The sequence below is a fragment of the Salinisphaera sp. LB1 genome, assembly GCF_003177035.1.
Classification (GTDB): domain Bacteria; phylum Pseudomonadota; class Gammaproteobacteria; order Nevskiales; family Salinisphaeraceae; genus Salinisphaera.
Map to the genome: position 1 here is coordinate 2,590,365 of NZ_CP029488.1, position 17,960 is coordinate 2,608,324.

The 17,960-nt window shown below is 65.3% G+C and carries 17 protein-coding genes, 1 tRNA gene and 1 pseudogene; 14 read left to right on the forward strand and 5 right to left on the reverse strand.

What is annotated here, in order from left to right; all coding sequences use genetic code 11:
- The first annotated feature begins 55 nt into the window (after positions 1-55).
- From leuS to SALB1_RS11675, 6 genes are all read left to right on the forward strand, one after another.
- A complete protein-coding gene (leuS, locus tag SALB1_RS11650) occupies positions 56-2,497 on the forward strand; it encodes a leucine--tRNA ligase (RefSeq protein WP_109994027.1) in 2,442 nt (813 codons plus the stop codon).
- 92 nt (positions 2,498-2,589) lie between these two features.
- Positions 2,590-3,090 carry an LPS assembly lipoprotein LptE gene (gene lptE, locus SALB1_RS11655; protein ID WP_158590721.1) on the forward strand — a complete coding sequence of 167 codons (501 nt, stop codon included), beginning with the start codon at positions 2,590-2,592 and terminating at the stop codon, positions 3,088-3,090.
- A gap of 4 nt (positions 3,091-3,094) precedes the next feature.
- Positions 3,095-3,682, forward strand: a complete 588-nt coding sequence (locus tag SALB1_RS11660; RefSeq protein ID WP_109994029.1) for a nitroreductase — start codon at positions 3,095-3,097, stop codon at positions 3,680-3,682.
- 138 nt (positions 3,683-3,820) lie between these two features.
- On the forward strand, positions 3,821-4,249 hold the full coding sequence (gene rplM, locus SALB1_RS11665; RefSeq protein ID WP_109994030.1) for a 50S ribosomal protein L13: 429 nt from the start codon (positions 3,821-3,823) through the stop codon (positions 4,247-4,249).
- A gap of 3 nt (positions 4,250-4,252) precedes the next feature.
- A complete protein-coding gene (gene rpsI / locus SALB1_RS11670; protein ID WP_109994031.1) occupies positions 4,253-4,645 on the forward strand; it encodes a 30S ribosomal protein S9 in 393 nt (130 codons plus the stop codon).
- A gap of 52 nt (positions 4,646-4,697) precedes the next feature.
- Positions 4,698-4,771: transfer RNA gene (locus tag SALB1_RS11675), tRNA-Gln, on the forward strand.
- A gap of 180 nt (positions 4,772-4,951) precedes the next feature.
- Here the strand turns inward: SALB1_RS11675 and istB are convergent.
- The 3 genes from istB to SALB1_RS11690 form a co-directional block, all read right to left on the reverse strand.
- Complete coding sequence (istB, locus tag SALB1_RS11680; RefSeq protein ID WP_109992457.1) at positions 4,952-5,692, reverse strand: IS21-like element helper ATPase IstB; 741 nt, start codon at positions 5,690-5,692, stop codon at positions 4,952-4,954.
- Complete coding sequence (gene istA / locus SALB1_RS11685; RefSeq protein ID WP_109992456.1) at positions 5,679-7,202, reverse strand: IS21 family transposase; 1,524 nt, start codon at positions 7,200-7,202, stop codon at positions 5,679-5,681. The genes istB and istA overlap by 14 nt, the downstream gene beginning before the upstream one ends.
- Before the next feature lie 438 nt (positions 7,203-7,640).
- Positions 7,641-8,348 (reverse strand): hypothetical protein, encoded by a 708-nt coding sequence (locus SALB1_RS11690; protein WP_109994032.1) that lies wholly within the window; start codon positions 8,346-8,348, stop codon positions 7,641-7,643.
- Between the two features lie 418 nt (positions 8,349-8,766).
- Between SALB1_RS11690 and SALB1_RS19730 the strand changes: the two are divergent.
- Positions 8,767-9,026, forward strand: a pseudogene (locus SALB1_RS19730) (type II toxin-antitoxin system RelE/ParE family toxin); the annotation flags it as partial.
- Entirely contained in the window at positions 9,023-9,355 is a 333-nt protein-coding gene (locus tag SALB1_RS11700; protein ID WP_255414385.1) for an addiction module antidote protein, read from the forward strand. The pseudogene SALB1_RS19730 and the gene SALB1_RS11700, both read left to right, overlap by 4 nt.
- 197 nt (positions 9,356-9,552) lie before the next feature.
- Here the strand turns inward: SALB1_RS11700 and SALB1_RS11705 are convergent, their stop codons facing one another.
- The gene (locus SALB1_RS11705) at positions 9,553-10,119 is read right to left on the reverse strand and encodes a helix-turn-helix domain-containing protein (RefSeq protein WP_109994033.1); all 567 of its coding nucleotides are present in this window, start codon (positions 10,117-10,119) and stop codon (positions 9,553-9,555) included.
- Positions 10,120-10,229: 110 nt separating this feature from the next.
- Between SALB1_RS11705 and SALB1_RS11710 the strand changes: the two genes are divergently transcribed.
- Positions 10,230-11,447, forward strand: a complete 1,218-nt coding sequence (locus tag SALB1_RS11710) for a benzoate/H(+) symporter BenE family transporter (RefSeq protein ID WP_109994034.1) — start codon at positions 10,230-10,232, stop codon at positions 11,445-11,447.
- Between the two features lie 28 nt (positions 11,448-11,475).
- Here the strand turns inward: SALB1_RS11710 and SALB1_RS11715 are convergent, their stop codons facing one another.
- Positions 11,476-12,798, reverse strand: coding sequence for a 2-hydroxycarboxylate transporter family protein (locus tag SALB1_RS11715; RefSeq protein WP_109994035.1), 1,323 nt, complete (start codon positions 12,796-12,798; stop codon positions 11,476-11,478).
- 279 nt (positions 12,799-13,077) lie between these two features.
- Here SALB1_RS11715 and SALB1_RS11720 point away from each other — a divergent pair, with 279 nt between their 5' ends.
- From SALB1_RS11720 to SALB1_RS11740, 5 genes are all read left to right on the forward strand, one after another.
- Complete coding sequence (locus SALB1_RS11720; RefSeq protein ID WP_109994036.1) at positions 13,078-14,604, forward strand: ATP-binding protein; 1,527 nt, start codon at positions 13,078-13,080, stop codon at positions 14,602-14,604.
- On the forward strand, positions 14,601-15,320 hold the full coding sequence (locus SALB1_RS11725) for a response regulator (RefSeq protein ID WP_109994037.1): 720 nt from the start codon (positions 14,601-14,603) through the stop codon (positions 15,318-15,320). The genes SALB1_RS11720 and SALB1_RS11725 overlap by 4 nt, the downstream gene beginning before the upstream one ends.
- Positions 15,321-15,419: 99 nt before the next feature.
- On the forward strand, positions 15,420-16,502 hold the full coding sequence (locus tag SALB1_RS11730; protein ID WP_109995405.1) for an ABC transporter ATP-binding protein: 1,083 nt from the start codon (positions 15,420-15,422) through the stop codon (positions 16,500-16,502).
- Entirely contained in the window at positions 16,496-17,140 is a 645-nt protein-coding gene (locus SALB1_RS11735) for an ABC transporter permease (RefSeq protein WP_109994038.1), read from the forward strand. Before SALB1_RS11730 ends, SALB1_RS11735 begins: the two co-directional genes overlap by 7 nt.
- Entirely contained in the window at positions 17,101-17,901 is an 801-nt protein-coding gene (locus SALB1_RS11740) for an ABC transporter permease (RefSeq protein WP_199678779.1), read from the forward strand. The genes SALB1_RS11735 and SALB1_RS11740 overlap by 40 nt, the downstream gene beginning before the upstream one ends.
- The last annotated feature ends 59 nt before the right edge of the window (positions 17,902-17,960 follow it).

The window sequence follows — 17,960 nt, forward strand, 5'->3', positions numbered from 1 at the left end:
CTGCCGGCCAAGACATTACACTTGCGCTGCTCTGCAACTGACTCACGTAGGACCGATGGACCGCAGCTACCGTTTCGCCGACATCGAGGCCGACGTCCAGCACCGCTGGGACGAAGCCGACGCTTTTCGCGTGGCCCGCGACGACCGCGAGAAGTTCTATTGCCTGTCGATGTTCCCCTATCCCAGCGGCAAGCTGCATATGGGACACGTGCGCAATTACACCATCGGCGACGTGATCGCGCGTTATCACCGCATGTGCGGGAAGAATGTGCTGCAGCCGATGGGTTGGGATGCCTTCGGGCTGCCGGCGGAGAACGCGGCGATCAAGAACGGCGTGCCGCCGGCGAAATGGACGCGCGACAACATCGCCGCCATGCGCGATCAGTTGAAGCAACTGGGTTTTGCCTACGACTGGTCGCGCGAGATCGCCACCTGCGATCCCTCCTATTATCGCTGGGAGCAGTGGCTGTTCACTAAGCTGTTCGAGCAGGGCCTGGTCTATCGCCGCGAATCGGTGGTCAACTGGGACCCGGTCGACCAGACCGTGCTCGCCAACGAGCAGGTGGTGGACGGGCGCGGCTGGCGCTCGGGCGCGATCGTCGAGCAGCGCGCGATCCCGCAGTGGTTCGCGCGCATTACCGATTATGCCGACGAACTGCTGGACGACCTGGACAAGCTCGACGGCTGGCCGGACGCGGTCAAGACCATGCAGGCCAACTGGATTGGCCGCTCGACCGGCCTGGAGATCGATTTCTCGGTTGCCGGCCAGGACGAACCGCTGACCGTTTACACCACGCGCCCCGATACGCTGCACGGCGCGACCTACATGGCGCTCGCCGCCGACCACCCGCTGGTCGCGGCCGCCGCCGATACGGACGCCGAACTGGCGGCCTTCGTCGAGGAATGCCGGGCCGGCGGTACCGCCGAGGCCGGGCTGGAAACACGCGACAAGAAAGGCTATCGGCTGCCGGTCGAGGCGGTTCATCCGTTGTCCGGCGAGAAACTGCCGATCTTCGCCGCCAATTTCGTGCTGATGGGGTACGGCACCGGCGCGGTCATGAGCGTGCCGGCCCACGACCAACGCGACTGGGAATTCGCCCGGGCCTACGACCTGCCGATCGTGTCCGTGATCGCCGACGCGTCCGGCGCGCCGGGGGACGTCAGCACGGCCGCCTTTGTCGAGAAGGGGCCGTTGGTCAATTCGGGCGAAGACGACGGCAAGGATTTCGACGCCGCCTTCAACGACATCGCCGACCGGCTGGAAGCCCGCGGCGCGGCGCGCCGCAAGACCCAGTACCGGCTGCGCGACTGGGGCCTGTCGCGCCAGCGTTACTGGGGCGCGCCGATCCCGATCATCCATTGCGGCGACTGCGGCGCGGTGCCGGTGCCGGAAGCGGATCTGCCGGTGGTGCTGCCCGAGGATGTCACGCCCGAAGGCGCCGGTTCACCGCTGCCGAACATGCCGGAATTCGTGAACACCACGTGTCCTAAATGCGGCAAGGATGCCAGGCGCGAGACCGATACCTTCGACACTTTCATGGAATCGTCCTGGTATTTCGCCCGCTTCACCTGCCCGGACGCCGATGCGATGATCGACGACCGCGCGCATTACTGGATGCCGGTCGATCAATACATCGGCGGCATCGAGCACGCGATCCTGCATCTGCTGTACGCGCGTTTCTTCCAGAAGCTGATGCGCGACGTCGGGCTGGCCCAGGCCGACGAGCCGTTCAAGGCGCTGCTCACCCAGGGCATGGTGCTGAAAGACGGCGCCAAGATGTCCAAATCCAAGGGCAATACGGTCGACCCCCAAGCGTTGATCGAAACCTACGGCGCCGATACCGTGCGTTTGTTTTCCATGTTCGCGGCCCCGCCGGATCAGTCGCTGGAATGGTCGGATGCCGGGGTGGAAGGCGCGCATCGCTTCCTGCACCGACTGTGGCGGCTGGTAGCCACGCATGTCGAGGCCGGCGTGGTGGCGCCGGCCACCGCGGCGACGGATGAGGCCGGCGAACTGCGTCGCAAACTGCACGAGACCATTGCCAAGGTCGGCGACGACGTCGGCCGGCGCTACACCTTCAATACGGCGATCGCCGCGATCATGGAACTGGCCAACGCGCTGGGCCGGGTCGATGACGCGCCGGCGCCCGAGCTGCAGGCCGTGCGCCAGGAAGCCCTGGAAGCGATCGTGCGCATGCTCGCGCCCATCACCCCGCACGTATGCGATGTGCTCTGGCGCGCGCTCGGCCGTGACGGGCTGCTGCTGGATGCGGCCTGGCCGGTCGCCGACGAGGCCGCGCTGGTGCGCGACACGCTCACGCTCGTGGTCCAGGTCAACGGCAAGGTCCGCGCCCGTATCGATGTGCCGGCCGATGCCGATCGCGATACAGTGGCCGAGACCGCGCTGGCCGAGCCCAATGTGGTGCGTCATATCGAGGGCAGGGACCTGAAGAAAACCATCGTCGTGCCCGGCAAACTGGTCAATCTGGTGGTCTGAGCCGCGATGGATCGCCCAAGCAGAGAGCACGAATAATGGGTCATGTTTGCTTATCCGCCACCATTCGCGCTCGCGCCGCCCGGGCGAGCGTCATGCTGGCGCTGCTTTCGCTTGCGGGCTGCGGGTTCCACATGCAGGGCGCCTCGCCGTTGCCCAAAGGCATTTCGTCGATGCACGTGTCGTACAGCAATGCCTATCAGGTGGGGGATCCGCCGGTCGTGACCGCGCTCAAACAGCGTTTGCGCCGTCAGCATCTGCTCGGCGATGCCGATGCCCCGGCTCAGCTCGACATTGTGAGCGTCGGCAGCAGCCAGCGTATCGTCGCGGTGAGCCCGGTAGACGGCTATGCGGCGGAGTACGCGCTCACGACCCGGGTGGTCTTCAATTACAGCGTCCATGGCGCCAAGCAGCTGTCGGGCGAAACGCTATCGGCCACGCGCGACTACAGCGTGTCGGACACCCAGCGGCTGTCGTCCGAGGGCGAGCGCCGCCAATTGCTGAACGAAATGCAGAAGAATCTCGCGAACCGCATCCTCGAGCGCATCGCCCAGGCCAACGACAAGCTTGGCTCAAGCCGTGCCAAGGGTAACTGAGGCCATGACAGATCGCGCCACACTGACAGACAGCCCGGTTTCGCCGGCGGATGCCGCCGCGCTTATCCGCGGCCGGCGCACGATCGACCGTTTCAAGCCGGGCCAGGTGCCCGAGGCCGCACTGATTTACGAGGCGATCGAGCTGGCACGCTGGGCGCCGAATCATCACCGCACCGAACCCTGGCGCTTTTATCTCATCGGCGAGCGCACCAAGGCCGGTATCATCGAGCTCAATAGCCGTCTGCTGGCGGCCAGCCGCGGTCCCGACGTGGCCGAAGCCAAACGCGAGCGATGGCAGAGCATGCCCGGCTGGCTGGCGGTCAACTGTTGTCCCAGTGACGACCCGATCACCGCGCGCGAGGACTACGCCGCCTGTGCCTGCGCGGTCGAGAATCTCATGCTCTACCTGCACAGTGCGGGCGTCGGCACCAAGTGGGCGAGCGGGGCGGTCACGCGTGAACCCGAATTTCTCGAACTGCTTGGCGCGCAATCGGGGGAATACTGTGTCGGGCTGATCTGGTATGGTTACGCCCAGCGGCGCCCCAGGTCCCAGCGCCAGTCGGTCGATCAGATCGTCCGCGCGCTGGACTGAAGCCAACGGCGGCGATTCCAGTTCCGCGTCAAAGGGCATTGCAAAAACCCCGAGACGGATATAGAATTGCGCGCTTTCGCAGCCCGGGTCGCTGGTCTCCCGCTACGGCTTGCGACCTCCTACGGTATAAGAGTTGCAATGAAGACGTTTTCCGCGAAGAAAGATGAGGTGCCCGGCGACTGGTACGTCGTGGACGCGACCGACAAGACGCTCGGTCGACTGGCCTCCGAGATCGCTTTTCGCCTGCGCGGCAAGCACAAGCCCGAATATACGCCGCATATGGATGTCGGCGACCACATCGTGGTGATCAACGCCTCGAATGTGAAGACGACGGGCAAGAAGGCCGAGCAGAAGAAGTACTACCGGTTCACCGGGTATGTCGGCAACCTGAAGGAAATCACGCTCGGCAAGCAGATGGCCAGCCATCCCGAGCGGGTCATCGAGCACGCCGTCAAGGGCATGCTGCCGAAGGGTCCGCTCGGCCGCCAGATGTTCCGCAAGCTGCGTGTCTATCCGAGCGCCGACCACCCGCACACCGCACAGCAGCCGCAGACGCTGGAGATTTAAAGCATGGCAACCGAACAGTCGTACGGCACTGGCCGCCGCAAGACCGCTTCCGCCCGCGTGTTCATCAAGCCGGGCTCCGGGCAGATCACGGTCAACAAGAAGACGCTGGACCAGTACTTCGGTCGTCCGACCTCGCGCATGATCGTGCGCCAGGCGCTGGAAGCCACCGAGTCGACCGATCGCTTCGACATCACCGTCACCGTCAACGGCGGCGGCCCGAACGGTCAGGCCGGCGCGATCCGCCACGGTCTGGCGCGCGCCCTGGTCGACTACGACGAAGGCATGCGCCCCGCGCTGCGCGCCGCCGGCTACCTGACCCGCGACGCCCGCAAGGTCGAGCGTAAGAAGATCGGCCTGCACAAGGCCCGCAAGTCGCCGCAGTACTCCAAGCGCTAGCGACTTGTCGATGGACGGATCTGGTCCTATCCGTCCATCGATCCAAAGGTTTTGGGGAATCGTCTAATGGTAGGACTACGGACTCTGACTCCGTCAGTGGGGGTTCGAATCCCTCTTCCCCAGCCAAACAAAAGCCCGCCTCGCGCGGGCTTTTTTTTTGGCTGGCGTAGCGGACCTGATAAGAAGCCCCAGGTTCGACGAGCGCGCGCAGCGCGCGAGGACAGTCGAGCTTGCTCGACTGGGCCCTGTCAATGGCCAACAGAACTGACCCACTTTTGGCCAACAAAAATGACCCACCCGTGAAGGTCAGCTGAGCGTTTTCTGCTTCAGCCGATAGCTCTCGCCTCCGAGCATGTAGAGATGCGAGTGATGGATGATCCGGTCGATGATCGGCACCGCCACATTGTCGTCGTGGAAGAACTCGCCCCATTGGGTGAAGTCCTTGTTGGTGGTCACGATCAGCGAGCGGTACTCGTAGAACCGGTTGATCAGCTGAAACAGCGCATAGCGCGCCGCCCTGCTCATGGGCAGATAGCCGAGCTCGTCGATCACCAGGGCATCGACCTTGGCCAGTTGCGTCAGCTTTTTCTTCAGTTCGCCTTTCATCTCGGCCAGCTCCAGTTCCTCGACCAGATCCAACGCGTTCTTGAAGCGCACCTTGTAGCCCGCCTCGACCGCGTGCTGGCCGATGCCGATGGCCAGGTGCGTCTTGCCCACGCCCGGCGGGCCGATGAACACCAGATTCTCGCGGTTATCGAGGAAGGCGAAGTCGAGCAAGGCCTTGACCTGGCGCTTGGTGATCGTGGTCTGATGGCGGTAATCGAACGCCTCCAGCCGTTTATCGGCCGGGAACCGCGCCTGGCGTCGGTTAAGCTCGATGCGCCGGGCCTCGCGGCTTGCACGCTCGTGCTCGGCCAGCATGTCGGCGAACATAAGGTACGAGACCTCGTTGGCCTCGGCCTGGCGGAGCAAGTCGGTCAGATCGTCGGCGATGGCGCCCAGACGCAGGCTGCGGTAACGCCCGGTGGTGAGCTCAAGCGTTCCCATGGGTCACCTCCGGCTGGCCGCTGGGGTGGCCCAGTCGGGCGTAGGCGGTCAGATCCAGGGGCGCGGCGTGAACGGCGGCCGGCGCGTTCGCCCCGGGATCTCGGCCGCGTTGTTCGGCGCAACGCGCGGCGTCCAGGCGTTGCTTGAGCCGGCCGGCGGTCAAGCCGTCGCGTTCGACCCACGTCTCGAGTTGACTGAGATCCAGATCGGGCGCGGCCTCGAGCAGGCGCGCCGCGCCGGCCAGTTGATCCCGGGTGTGCCGCGGCATGGTCGCCCGCAGGCGGTCACACAGGCGTTGACCCAGGTCGGCGCCGAGGCGCGCGCGGATCCGGGCCTCGAGATCGGCGGTCTGCGCGGCGTGATCGCGGTAATGATCGGTGTTGCGCTGGACGCGGCCCTTGCCGTGGCACACGGCATGGGTGGCCACGACGTCGCCGCTGTCGAGATCGACGATCTGCAGGTCGGCGCCGGCTTCGGTCACGCCGACCCGCCCGCGTTGGTAGGCCATGGGCACCGAGTACTTGTTGGCGCACCACGAGATCAGGCCCGTCTTGTCGACCTGGCGGTGGGCCGGCCCTGCAGCATCGCGCCCGACGCAAGCCGGCGTCAGATAGGGGCGCAAGTGCGCCTGCTCCTCGGCTTCGAACCGGGCCCGGGGCGGCTGGCCCGTGGTGCCATGAAGGCGCACGTTGGCGACGGTATCGAGCCACTGTTGCAGATGGCCGCGCAGGTCGGCTTCGTCGGCGAAGGTATCGCCATACAGGGCATCCTGCTTGACGTACTTCACTCCGGCCTCGACCTTGCCCTTGCTTTCCGGGTCATAGCCCCGACAGGCCTCGATGCGAAAACCCGCCGTCGTGGCATAGGCGTGAAACGCCGGGTTCACGTCGAGTTCCCGGAACTGCTCGTGGAGTACGACCAGCTTGGTCTGGTCGTACACGCATTCTGCCGGGCAACCGCCGAAATAACGGAACGCTTCGTCGTGCAAGGCGATGAAGTCGGCCGTGTCCAGCGGCTGGAAGCGCACGCCGACGTAAGCCAGGCGGGAGTAGGACAGCACGAACACGACGAAGTACACAGGCCGCGGCTGGCCGCCGATCATCACCTGGCGCAGCTCGCCGGGATCGACCTGGCACTGCACGCCGGGCACCGTGTCCAGCACCGGCGCGTAGTAGCGCGTCTGCACGGTGTTGAGGGTCGTCTTCATCTGCCCGACATAGCGCCGCAGACTGCGATCGGAGACGTCCAGCTCGCCCACCTTGTCTCGTAGCTTGCGGGCGATCTTGACGCTGCTCAGCCGCGGATAGGTCCGCAACAGCCAGGCGATGTAGGGCCGGTGCGCATCGAGCTTCTTGTGACGGCCTCGGTCCGACTGTGCCGCCTCGATCGTGGCCTCGTCGGCGCGGAGATATTTGCGCACGGTGTTGCGCGACACGCCCAGCTCCTGGCCGATGGCCCGGATCGACAGCCCTTGCCCGCCGTCGTATAGCGCCTTGATTTTATGAATCATAACCCAGTCCTTGATCAGTCCGCTCCGGCGTCTCGTTTGCCCGAACGGTAGGTGGACGGTGGCATCGCTGCCACCCCGAAGGGTGGGTCAAAAGCGTTGGCCAGCACTGGGTCAGTTTAGATGGCCATTAACAGGCCCGAAGGGCCGAGCGGCGGAGCCGCGAGCAATCCCTCATCCCCAGCCATAAAAAGTGAGCCCCTGTTTCCGCAATGGATTCAGGGGTTTATCTTTGTGGGGTGTAGCCTCTTGCACCCACATTTGCACCCACGCCACGTACCCTCGGTCGAGCCCATCGGCCGCTAGCTGCGCTCTTGCGCAATGCCCTCCGGTTAAGCCATCGTGCGGCCCCGACAACATGAGGGGGAGCCATGGGACGTCGCAAAACGACGCTTACGACTGTGTCTATCGCGCTCTGGAGTTGGGTGAAGCGACGCCGTCCTAATCCTGGCCTGTAACAGGTCGATAGTCGGATTCAAGCACTATCAATCTAGCCAAAGCAGCGCCGATGCCGGTTGGTTGAAGGCGGTCTCTGCCTTCGTCGCTTATTTCCGAAACCAACCCTAGACGGATGAGCTGGTTCTCATAGCTCGACACGAATGAGGCCCTCTCTAGGTCAACAGAGGCTGGGTCTTGCGCGGGGAATTCGGGCCGTAAGACTGCCTCATGCGCACTATAGAAATCATCTTTCGTGCGACCTGCTGCTGTTGAGAATAATGCTGCGTAAAGCAGGTGTATAACTTCGGAGTACGTCAAGTCGATGTAGAGATTCAGCAGTTTCCGCGTCCGCTCGTACTGCAATTCCTCTTCGGTCAGCGACCGCACGACCAGCGCCGCTATTCGCTCGCGGCTTTCTGGCTCCACCGTCCGGGCCGACTGAATCATACTGTCTTCGATGATGGCGGTGCCATACTCGCTGCGCGCGTTGCGTTCAAAGACGTCACAAGCGCCGGCCATCTCCGCCTCGACAACCTGAAGGCGGTAGTCTAAACGGCGCATATATTCGACCAATCGGTCCTTTCGCTGGCTCGGAATGACTTCTGTCAGTAGCTCGGCCAGCACGGGGCCAGCAGCCGGAATCAACGCCCCAGCCAAGCGTATGCCCGAAGCCAAATGGTCAAAAGCGTTCGGGTCTAGGTCGTCCGCCATTCAGCGGTCTCCTCATCTTTCTTGGCGTACGCCCCGAGGTTACACGCTGGCGACGGCCGTTGCCGCAATGGGCCAAGTGAGTGAAGAAGGCGAAATGTATATAGCGCATTTCCAAGCGCGTATTTTGATTATAGGAGTCCCGCGCGTTTTTCCCCCGTGCCGGGGCCGCGTGCCGTGCTGGTCGTCGCATCAAAAGCGCGGGGGTAGCCCGGTGGGGTCAGTCTGGTCACTCTGTATCGCAGACCGTCCCGGTTCTTTCCGATACGCCTGTATCGAAAACCCCTCGCAGCTTGTCGGCCGTAAGTCCCTGATCTGGCATTGGCCTGAGTGGTCTGATTTGACCGTATCGTAAACAGGTGCCTCTCTGTCTTCGGTGGAAGGCAATGCCTCGATGGAGATCAAGCAGACCACCTAATCCGCCAGGTGGCCTCGCAAGCTCAAGGATGTTGAGGCACGGGCTCGGATTCTGCGGCGGCTTGACCGGCTGAAAGCCGGCAACCGGGCGACCACAAGGTGTTGCCGGGTGGCGTCAGCGAACTTCGGCTGACCGTCGGGCCGGACTATCGGGTTTACTACACACAGCGCGGCGATACGCTGATCATTATGCTCTGCGGCGGCGACAAGTCGACGCAGACGAAGGACGTCGAACGCGCGCGGTTGCCGGCTCAGAGTTTTTGAGCTTCGCCGCCTTTTTCCTCGTCAGCGCGGAGGCAGACGTGGGCATTGAACTGACGAACTACGATCCGGCAGATTACCTGGACAGCCCGGAGATGATGGCGGCCTACCTGAATGCCGCCATTGAAGCCAGCGCGGGCGATGCGGCGGCGATGGCCGAAGCGCTCGGCGCAATCGCGCGGGCCAAGGGCATGAGCGATGTGGCCGAGAAAGCCGGGCTGGGCCGGCAAAGCCTTTACAAAGCACTGTCGAGCGATGGCAATCCATCGCTCGATACGATCGCGCGTGTTGCGGCGGTTCTCGGCTTGCGGGTATCGGTCGCGGCAGCTTAAAGGAGGCATCCCTAAGCCGGATCGTACAGAGCCGTGCGGCTGCGGGCGGCGCGTTGGTTGTCGATATGGCTCGAGTGCTACGCGCCACGCTGGCCCATGGTGGCTCGATCATGGGTGGACTTTATTGCCGAGTATTGGGCGTGGCTCGCTGAAGAAGCGCGAATGCGCCTTGTTCAGAGGCAGCGCGGCGCCGTATATCAGCGCGGATAATGAATCAGGTCGTGCGCCCGCGCCGGGCCGGTTCCGGGATTGTAGTAAAGATGCGGCCGGTCGGCCGCGAATTGCAGCACGTCGCCGGGGCGGAGCACATGTGTCCCGCCGTCGACTTCCACTTCCAATTCGCCGTCCAGCATGACGACATCCTCGATGGTGCCGGCCGTGTGCGGACTGGAAACGCTGGACGCCCCGACCGCGAACTCGACCTCGAACATCTCGAAGCCGAGTGCCGCGTCGTAGGGCAGCAGCGCTCGGGTGCGCATGCCGGCGCTGTCTTCATGCCAGCCATCCGGGCTCGGCCGATGGTGCCGTTCGGTGCCGGCATCGGGAGTGCTGGACAGAAAGAAGGATAACGACACGTCGAGGCCGGTGGCGATCTTCCAGAGCGTGGCGATCGTCGGGCTGGATTCCGCGCGTTCGATCTGACCGAGCATGGCCTTGCTGATACCGGTGCGCGCGGCGACGCCGTCGAGGCTGAGGCCGGAACGGCAGCGTAATTCTCGAAGGCGGCTGCTGATCGATGGCGCGATGGGTGGGGGAGCGGTCATGGCACGGACATCTCGGGATCTCGCCGCATCATACTAAGTGCGATTCGTGCTGGATTCGATATGCAATTGTGCGTTATAACGCACGAAAAATCCGGCCGCGATGATCGAACATGAACAAGGGTTTCTCCATATCCGGGTTTCTGCCACCGGCGACCGCTGGCGTTGTGGCCGTACTGGTCGGCTATACCGGCGCGGCGATCATCGTGGTGCAGGCATTCGAAGCCGCCGGCGCCTCCGCGGCGGTCGTCGGCAGCTGGATGACGGTGCTGGGCTGGAGCATGGCGGCGAGCACGCTTGGGCTGTCGCTGTGGTATCGCCAGCCGATTCTCACGGCCTGGTCGACGCCCGGCGCGGCGTTGCTGGTGGTCGGGTTGCACGGCCATTCGCTCGGCGAAGCGGTCGCAGCGTTCATGTTCTGCGGGGCGCTGACGCTCATATGCGGCGTGACCGGTGTGTTCGCGCGGCTGATGGCACGCGTGCCGCGTTCACTGGCCTCCGCGATGCTGGCCGGTGTGTTGCTGGAATTCGGGCTCGGCGCGTTCAACACCGGCAGCAACGATGGCTGGATCATGGCGGCCGCGCTTTCCACCTGGCTGCTGGGCCGGCGTGTGGCGCCGCGCTATGCGGTGTTGGCGATGCTGGTGGCGGGTGTCACGGCGGCTTTTCTCGATGGCCATCTTGCGATCGCCGGGTTTCACGGTGTGATCGCGACACCCACCGTCGTGGCCCCGGTGTTTTCGCTGTCGGCGTGGCTCGGTATCGGTGTGCCGCTGTTTGTGGTCACCATGGCATCGCAGAACGCGCCGGGCGTGGCGATGCTCGAAAATGCCGGTTACCGGCCGCCCGTCTCGGTGATTCTGGTCGTCACTGGCGCGATGACGCTGCTGCTGGCGCCGGTGGGCGGGTTCGTGCTCTGCCTGGCCGCGATCACCGCCGGAATCTGTTTGACCGACGACGCACATGAAGACCCGGCGCGACGCTATCTGGCGACGGCGGCCGCGGGGCTGGCATATGCACTGGCCGGCGTGTTCGGCGGCTCCATCGCCACCGGACTTCAGGCGTTACCGGCATCGTTGGTCGCGATTCTGGCGGGGCTCGCGCTGTTGCCGGCCATGGCCGGTTCGCTGGCGGCGGCGATGCAGGAGGCGCGTGACCGCGACGCGGCGACGCTGACCTTCCTGGTCACCGCCTCCGGTATCCATATCGCCGGGATCGGTGCGCCGTTCTGGGGCCTGGCAACGGGCGGGGTGGCACTGGGCGTCTGGCGCGTGCAGACACGGCGGACCTTGACCGGCGGCGTTCATGATCCAAGCCGGTCGCAACGGTAAGCCCTCCTGGCATGGGCGCCGGATGCGCCTACCGCCCGCCGAACAGCAGCGGTACGATCAGGCTGGTGAGCAGCAGGATCAATGCGCCGCCGAGGCGCGACGAAATCTGTGCGAACGGCATCAGCTGCATGCGGTTGGCGGCCGAGAGTACGGCGACGTCGCCGGTGCCACCCATGTTGGCCATGCACAGTCCGGCGGTGATGGCCGACTCGATCGGGTAGAAACCCATCAATCGTCCGACCAGACCGGCGCCCACCGCAGCCCCGGCGACCACGGCGAATACGATCAGGACGTAGGTGATCGAGATGGCGTCGATGACCTGGCCGAGATCGGTATAGGCGATGCCGATGCCGAACAGCAGCGCGAAGGTCCAGTTGCGGGCGACGAACTGGAACCACTGGGCTGCCCCGTCGTTGATGGGCTCGGGCATGAGTCCGCCGACCTTGACCGACGCCACCAGGATGATCATCAGGGCGTAGGGGTGCAGCGGGATGAAGTGGCCCAGAATCTGGCCGGCGACATAGAAGCTGAGTGCTGCCACCAGACCGACGCCCAGTTTATCGAGGCTGGGTTGGCTCTGGGCCGCGCTGATATGCACGCCCGGCATCATCTGGCCGCTGCCGGTGAGGCCGGGAAAGCGGTTGCCGAGCCCGTTGAGCAAGCCGGCGATGATGATCGCGAAGACGTTGCCGAGCGCCAGCGCCGGTACGAGAATCGATATGTAGTAGCTGGCCGGTTGGCCCAGCAGCTGCTCGTAGATCTGGCTCATGGGCACCGCGCCGGCTCCCATGCCGCCGCCCATGATCGGCAGGGTGATGACGACGACGGCGTCCTGCATCGAAAAGCCCAGGCACCAGCCCGCGATCACGGCGAACAGCGCGGCGAAGAGCACGGCGCTGATCAGGGGCAGGGCGAAACGTACGCCCACCTTGACCAGAATATGCGAGTCCATGCCGAGAATGCTGCCGGTGATCAACGCGGCGATGTAGAAATTGAGAAAGCCGCCGCTTTTCATGAACGTGGTGACGTTGTCCGCCACATCCGCGGGCAGCCAGTGCAAATACACCAGCGCGGCAGCCGAGAATATCGCCAGAATCGCACCGCCGCCGAGATAGCTGCGTACGATGGGCAGCCGGTCGCCGATGTGGCCGAACAGTTCGCCGAACAGCATGATCACGATGAATGCGCCGATCATGCTCCGCGGCAGGACATCGGTGGCCATCGCCGCGATCATGATCGCGAAAAACAACACGAAGATGGGCGGCGTGAGCCCGAAGATTCGGGATTCGGCAAGGGTGCCCCGAAGGCGCGGAGCGGTTCTGGCCGCCCCAGTGACTGTGGTATCGCTCATTATGGTCTCCTCGTTTAGGGTGGCCGTGCCCGGGATCGCGCCGTGTGGCGCGCCGTCTGCGGGATCGGCTGCGAAGCCAGATTAGGAGAAGACCGGCGTAGGGGGAGGGTTTTGCAACTTGAACAATCGTTTTGAAACTTTAGAAAGCGAGCCGGCGTGGGTGGGCGCAGGAAAGCGCCGGCGAAAATGACACCTTCGTCGAACGTCGCGACCCCGGCGCAGCCGGGCAGACGGCGGGGTATCAGCCTAGCGGCGCTGACGGCCTGTCTCGCATTCGCGATGATTCTGTCGTCGCTGGTGCTGGCCTGGTGTCTGTTCAGCAGCCAGCTGACGCGCACGGTGGAGCGCGTGCAGGGCCAGCGCGTCGAGAACGTCGCGATGACGGTGGCGGACATGCCGATGGTGGTGAACGCGTTGTCGGCGCCGCATGACTACGATCCGAACGCGGCCATTCAGCAGCGCATTGAAAGACTGCGCAGGCGGCTTGGCGTCGATTTCATCGTGGTCATGGATACCCGGGCGCACCGGTTGACGCATCCCGACCCGGCGCGCATCGGGCATCATTTTCGCGGTGGCGACGAAGGCCCGGCGCTGGCCGGGCGGCATTATGTGTCGGTGGCCGAGGGCACGCTGGGCCAGAGCGTGCGCGGATTCGCCCCGGTGCGTAGCACCGCGGGCCCGGTGGTCGGCGCGGTGTCGGTCGGCGTGACGCAATCGCGCCTGGCGCCGCTCCGCGGCGATTCGCGCTCGCGGTTGCTGGCCTGGCTCGGCTTGGTGCTCGCGCTCGGCGGTGGGGGCGCGGCCTGGCTTGCGGCGACCATCAAACGCCGGTTGATGGGCATGGAGCCCGACGATATCGCGCACCTGGTGGCCGAGCATCGCGCCGTGCTCGATGCCATGCACGAAGGCGTGATCGTGCGCGACGCAACCGGCCGGGTACGGCTGGTCAATCCGGCGGCACGGCGGCTGCTGGAGGCCGCGGCGGCGCGTGGCCCGGCGGTGGGCGATATCATGGACGACCCGCGGCGCAACGCCGGGCGGCGGGGCCAGAACGTGGATCTCGATCTGGAGATTGGCGGCCGGCGTTTTCTGGGCAGTCTGAGGCCGATGGGCGCGACATCCCCGGCCGGCAGTGTGGTCACCTTCCGCGACAGCCGTGAATTGCAGCGTCTCGGCGAGGAGTTGACCGGGGTGCGCCGCTATGCCCGGGCGCTGCGCGCGACCACGCACGATTTCAAGAATAAGCTGCACGTGATCCTGGGGCTCACCCAGGCCGGCGATGTGGCCACGCTGTCCGGTTACGTACGCGAGTTGGTGGACTTGCGCGCGGCGGCCACCGAATCGCTGGTCGAGCGGGTGGCCGAGCCGATTCTGGCCGGTTTTCTGATCGGCAAGCAGAACGAGGCCCGCGAACAGGCGATCGATCTGCGCATCGCGGTCGACGCGGTCATTCCGCCCGCCGCGGCCGATTACGATCTGCACGGGCTGGTGACGATTATCGGCAACGTGCTCGACAATGCCTTCGAGGCGACGGCCGGGTGCGCGGCGCCGGTGGTGGCGCTCACCCTGGCGCTGGAGGCCGATATGCTGGCCGTGGTCGTGCAGGACAACGGCCACGGTATGGCCGCGGAGTTGCTCGATCGTGCCCGCGAGGCCGGGGTGTCGTCCAAGGGGGCACAACGCGGCCTCGGGCTGCATCTGGTGGAAACCCGGCTGGCGGCGGTCGGCGGCTCGCTTGCGATCTATTCCGAACCCGATCGCGGCACACTGGTCGAGATCACTTGCCCATACCGGGGGGCGGTATGAACGTGCTGATTGTCGAGGATGACCCGATGGTCGGCCAGCTCAACGCCGCCTATCTGGCACGCGTGGCGGGCATGCGCCTGATCAGCCGCTGCAGCGATGTGGTCAGCGCCCTGGCCGTGCTGGAACGGGAAACGATCGATCTGGTGCTGCTCGATGTATACCTCGGTCGCCGCAGCGGACTGGAGGTGGCGGAATGGCTCTACGTGCACCGGCCCGAGGTGGATATCGTGCTCATCACCGCCGCCAGCGAACCGCAAACCGTACGCGCGGCCCGGCGTCTGGGCGTGACGGATTATCTCATCAAACCCTTCACCTTCGAGCGGTTCGCCGACGCGATCGACGCCGCGCGCCGGCGCCGTCACGCGCTCAAGGATCTGGCCGGGCCGGTCGATCAGCGCGCGCTGGATGCGTTGTTCCGGACCCGTTCGCGCCCGAGCCTGCGCGCCGACGAGCTGCCCAAGGGGCTGACCGCGCGAACGCTCGCCCAGATCGCGGCCGCGCTGCTGGTGGTCGGCCCCGAGAGTTTTGCCACCGAGGCGGTGACCGAACGCACCGGCATGTCCCGGGTATCGGTACGCAAGTATCTGCGGTATCTGGTGTCCTGCGACATCCTCGACGAGACCTTCGCCTACGGCCAGATCGGCCGGCCGGCGTTCGCTTATCGTTGCCTGGATCGCCGCGCACTGGAACGTATGGCCGGAATCGGCGACGATTGATTGCATCCTTATGACTATGAAACCGCGTATGTCGATAGCGGTTGCACCGCGCGCGCCTCGATTGCAATTTCGACTGTCTGCTTTTTGCCGGATCGCCTCTTGATCGAATTCTCTTCTGTCACCAAACGATTTCCGGATGGCACGGTCGCGGTCGATTCGCTTGACCTGACCATGGCCACTGGCGAGCTCACTGTACTGGTCGGCCCGTCGGGCTGTGGCAAGACCACCTCGCTGCGCATGATCAACCGGCTGGATGAAGCCAGCGAAGGCACCATCGCGGTCGACGGCCAGGATGTCCGCTCGCGCAGCCTCACCGACCTGCGTCGTGGCATGGGGTACGTCATGCAGCATTCCGGGCTGTTCCCGCACCGCACGATCGGCGACAACATCGCGACCGTGCCGCGTCTGCTCGGGTGGGGCAAGAAACGCATCGCCGCGCGTGTGGACGAACTGATCGACACGGTCGGGCTGGACGCCGACATGGTCGCGCGCTATCCGCACCAGCTCTCCGGCGGGCAGCAGCAGCGCGTGGGCGTGGCCCGCGCGCTGGCCGCCGATCCGCCGATCATGCTCATGGACGAGCCGTTCGCCGCGGTCGACCCGATTGTGCGCAAGCGGCTGCAGGACGAATTCCTGGCGCTGCAGGAACGCCTCGGCAAGACCATCGTCTTCGTCACCCACGACATCGACGAAGCCATTCGCCTGGGCGATCGCATAGCGGTGTTCGGCGAGGGCGGGCATCTGGCTCAGTTCGCCACCCCGGATGCGCTGCTGGCGTCGCCGCAAAGCGACTTCGTGGTGGATTTTCTCGGCGCCGAGCCGCAGCTCAAGCGGTTGTCGTTGATCAGTGCGAGCCGTGCCACGCCGATCGAGGCGCCGATCATTGCGCGCGGCGCCGATGCCGAGACCGCAGTCCGGGCGAGCCGGCAGGCGGGTACCGACTGGGTGCTGGTGCTTGACGACGAACGGCGCGTTGCCGGCTGGCACCGGGTCGCGGCCTATCGCGCCGACACCACGCGCCCCGCCGAGCGTTTCGATGCGACCGTGGCCGCCCACGAGACGCTGCGCGCCGCGCTCGGCGCGCTGGTGCTCGCGCCGCTCGGTGTGGTGGCACGCCTCGACGGTGCCGGCCGCTTCGACGGTCTGCTCGACCAGTCCAGCCTGAACCGGGCACTGTGTTGATCCGCTGGGACTGGATCGGCCGCCACGCCGACGACATCCTGGCCCAGCTCATCCAGCACGTGGAGCTGACCGGCCTGGCACTTTTGTTCGGTTTCGCCATCGCCTTCCCGCTGGCGCTGGCCGCGATCCGCTGGCCGCGCCTGTACGGCCCGTCACTGGCGGTGACCGGGATATTGTTCACTGTGCCCTCGCTGGCGTTGTTCATCCTGCTGATTCCGTTCACCGGGCTGTCGATGGCGACATCGCTGATCGGATTGACGATCTATACGCTGCTGATCCTGTTCCGCAATATCGTGGAGGGTCTGCGGGGTGTGCCCTTCGACGTACGCGAGGCCGCCAGGGCGCTCGGGTATTCGCGCACGCGCCAGTTGCTGACCGTCGAACTGCCGATCGCGCTGCCGGTGATCATGGCCGGCCTGCGCATCGCGGCCATCACCACCATCGGCCTGGTCACGGTGACCGCACTGATCGGGCAGGGCGGGCTCGGCCGGCTGTTCATCTCCGGCTTCACCCTGCATTTCACGACGCCGCTGCTGGTGGGCTTCGTGCTCTCGATCGCGTTGGCGGTGGCGGTCGATCTGTCGCTCGCCGGGCTGTTGTGGCTGATCACGCCCTGGAACCGGGGGCGGCGCGCATGAGCGGCGCGGGCGTGGTCTGGCGTCTCGCGCTGGTGGCGGCGCTGTCCTGTCTGGTGGTGGGCTCGGCGTCGGCGCTGGGCCTGGAGGAAGGCGGTAGCGCGAATATCGTCGGCCAGGTCTGGCACTGGTTTGTCGACCCGACGCATTGGCAGGGCGTGGACGGCCTGCCGCATCGGATCGGCCAGCACATCGGTTACGTCGCGGTCTCGACCGTGATCGCCGCGGCGCTCGCGCTGCCGGTCGGCATCGGGCTCGGCCACTACGGCCGGGGCGGGCTCATCGCGATCAATATCGCCAATATCGGCCGCGCGATCCCGTCTTTCGGGTTGATCATTCTGATGTTCCTGCTGGTAGGCTTCGGTGTGATCCCCGTGCTCGTCGCGCTGGTAGCCCTCGCCATTCCGCCGATGGTCACCAACAGCTATGTCGGCATGCAGTCGGTCGATCCGGCGGTGCGGCAATCGGCGGCCGCGCTGGGCCTGACTCGTTGGCAACGCCTGTGGCAGGTCGAACTGCCGATTGCGCTGCCGTTGATCATGGCCGGGGTTCGAACCTCCGCCGTACAGGTCATGTCCACCGCCACGCTCGCGGCCTATGTCGGCCTTGGGGGCCTCGGGCGTTATCTCATCGACGGCCTGGCCCAGCAACAACTCGCCCAGGTGGTCGGCGGCGCGATCGTGGTGGCGGTGCTCGCCGTGCTGACCGAGGCCAGCCTGGCCGGTTTGCAGAAACTGGTGCAGTCGCCGGGACTGGTGCGCTGAGGGTGTGGCGTGGTGCCACACATCTGTCATGATCGATCGAGGGCATTTACACGAATGGA

Bases quoted from the DNA above. Each gene is read 5' to 3' on its own strand.
- leuS (WP_109994027.1), top strand. From the start codon at position 56: ATGGACCGCAGCTACCGTTTCGCCGACATCGAGGCCGACGTCCAGCAC.
- lptE (WP_158590721.1), top strand. From the start codon at position 2,590: ATGCTGGCGCTGCTTTCGCTTGCGGGCTGCGGGTTCCACATGCAGGGC.
- SALB1_RS11660 (WP_109994029.1), top strand. From the start codon at position 3,095: ATGACAGATCGCGCCACACTGACAGACAGCCCGGTTTCGCCGGCGGAT.
- rplM (WP_109994030.1), top strand. From the start codon at position 3,821: ATGAAGACGTTTTCCGCGAAGAAAGATGAGGTGCCCGGCGACTGGTAC.
- rpsI (WP_109994031.1), top strand. From the start codon at position 4,253: ATGGCAACCGAACAGTCGTACGGCACTGGCCGCCGCAAGACCGCTTCC.
- istB (WP_109992457.1), bottom strand. From the start codon at position 5,692: ATGGGAACGCTTGAGCTCACCACCGGGCGTTACCGCAGCCTGCGTCTG.
- istA (WP_109992456.1), bottom strand. From the start codon at position 7,202: ATGATTCATAAAATCAAGGCGCTATACGACGGCGGGCAAGGGCTGTCG.
- SALB1_RS11690 (WP_109994032.1), bottom strand. From the start codon at position 8,348: ATGGCGGACGACCTAGACCCGAACGCTTTTGACCATTTGGCTTCGGGC.
- SALB1_RS11705 (WP_109994033.1), bottom strand. From the start codon at position 10,119: ATGACCGCTCCCCCACCCATCGCGCCATCGATCAGCAGCCGCCTTCGA.
- SALB1_RS11710 (WP_109994034.1), top strand. From the start codon at position 10,230: ATGAACAAGGGTTTCTCCATATCCGGGTTTCTGCCACCGGCGACCGCT.
- SALB1_RS11715 (WP_109994035.1), bottom strand. From the start codon at position 12,798: ATGAGCGATACCACAGTCACTGGGGCGGCCAGAACCGCTCCGCGCCTT.
- SALB1_RS11720 (WP_109994036.1), top strand. From the start codon at position 13,078: ATGATTCTGTCGTCGCTGGTGCTGGCCTGGTGTCTGTTCAGCAGCCAG.
- SALB1_RS11725 (WP_109994037.1), top strand. From the start codon at position 14,601: ATGAACGTGCTGATTGTCGAGGATGACCCGATGGTCGGCCAGCTCAAC.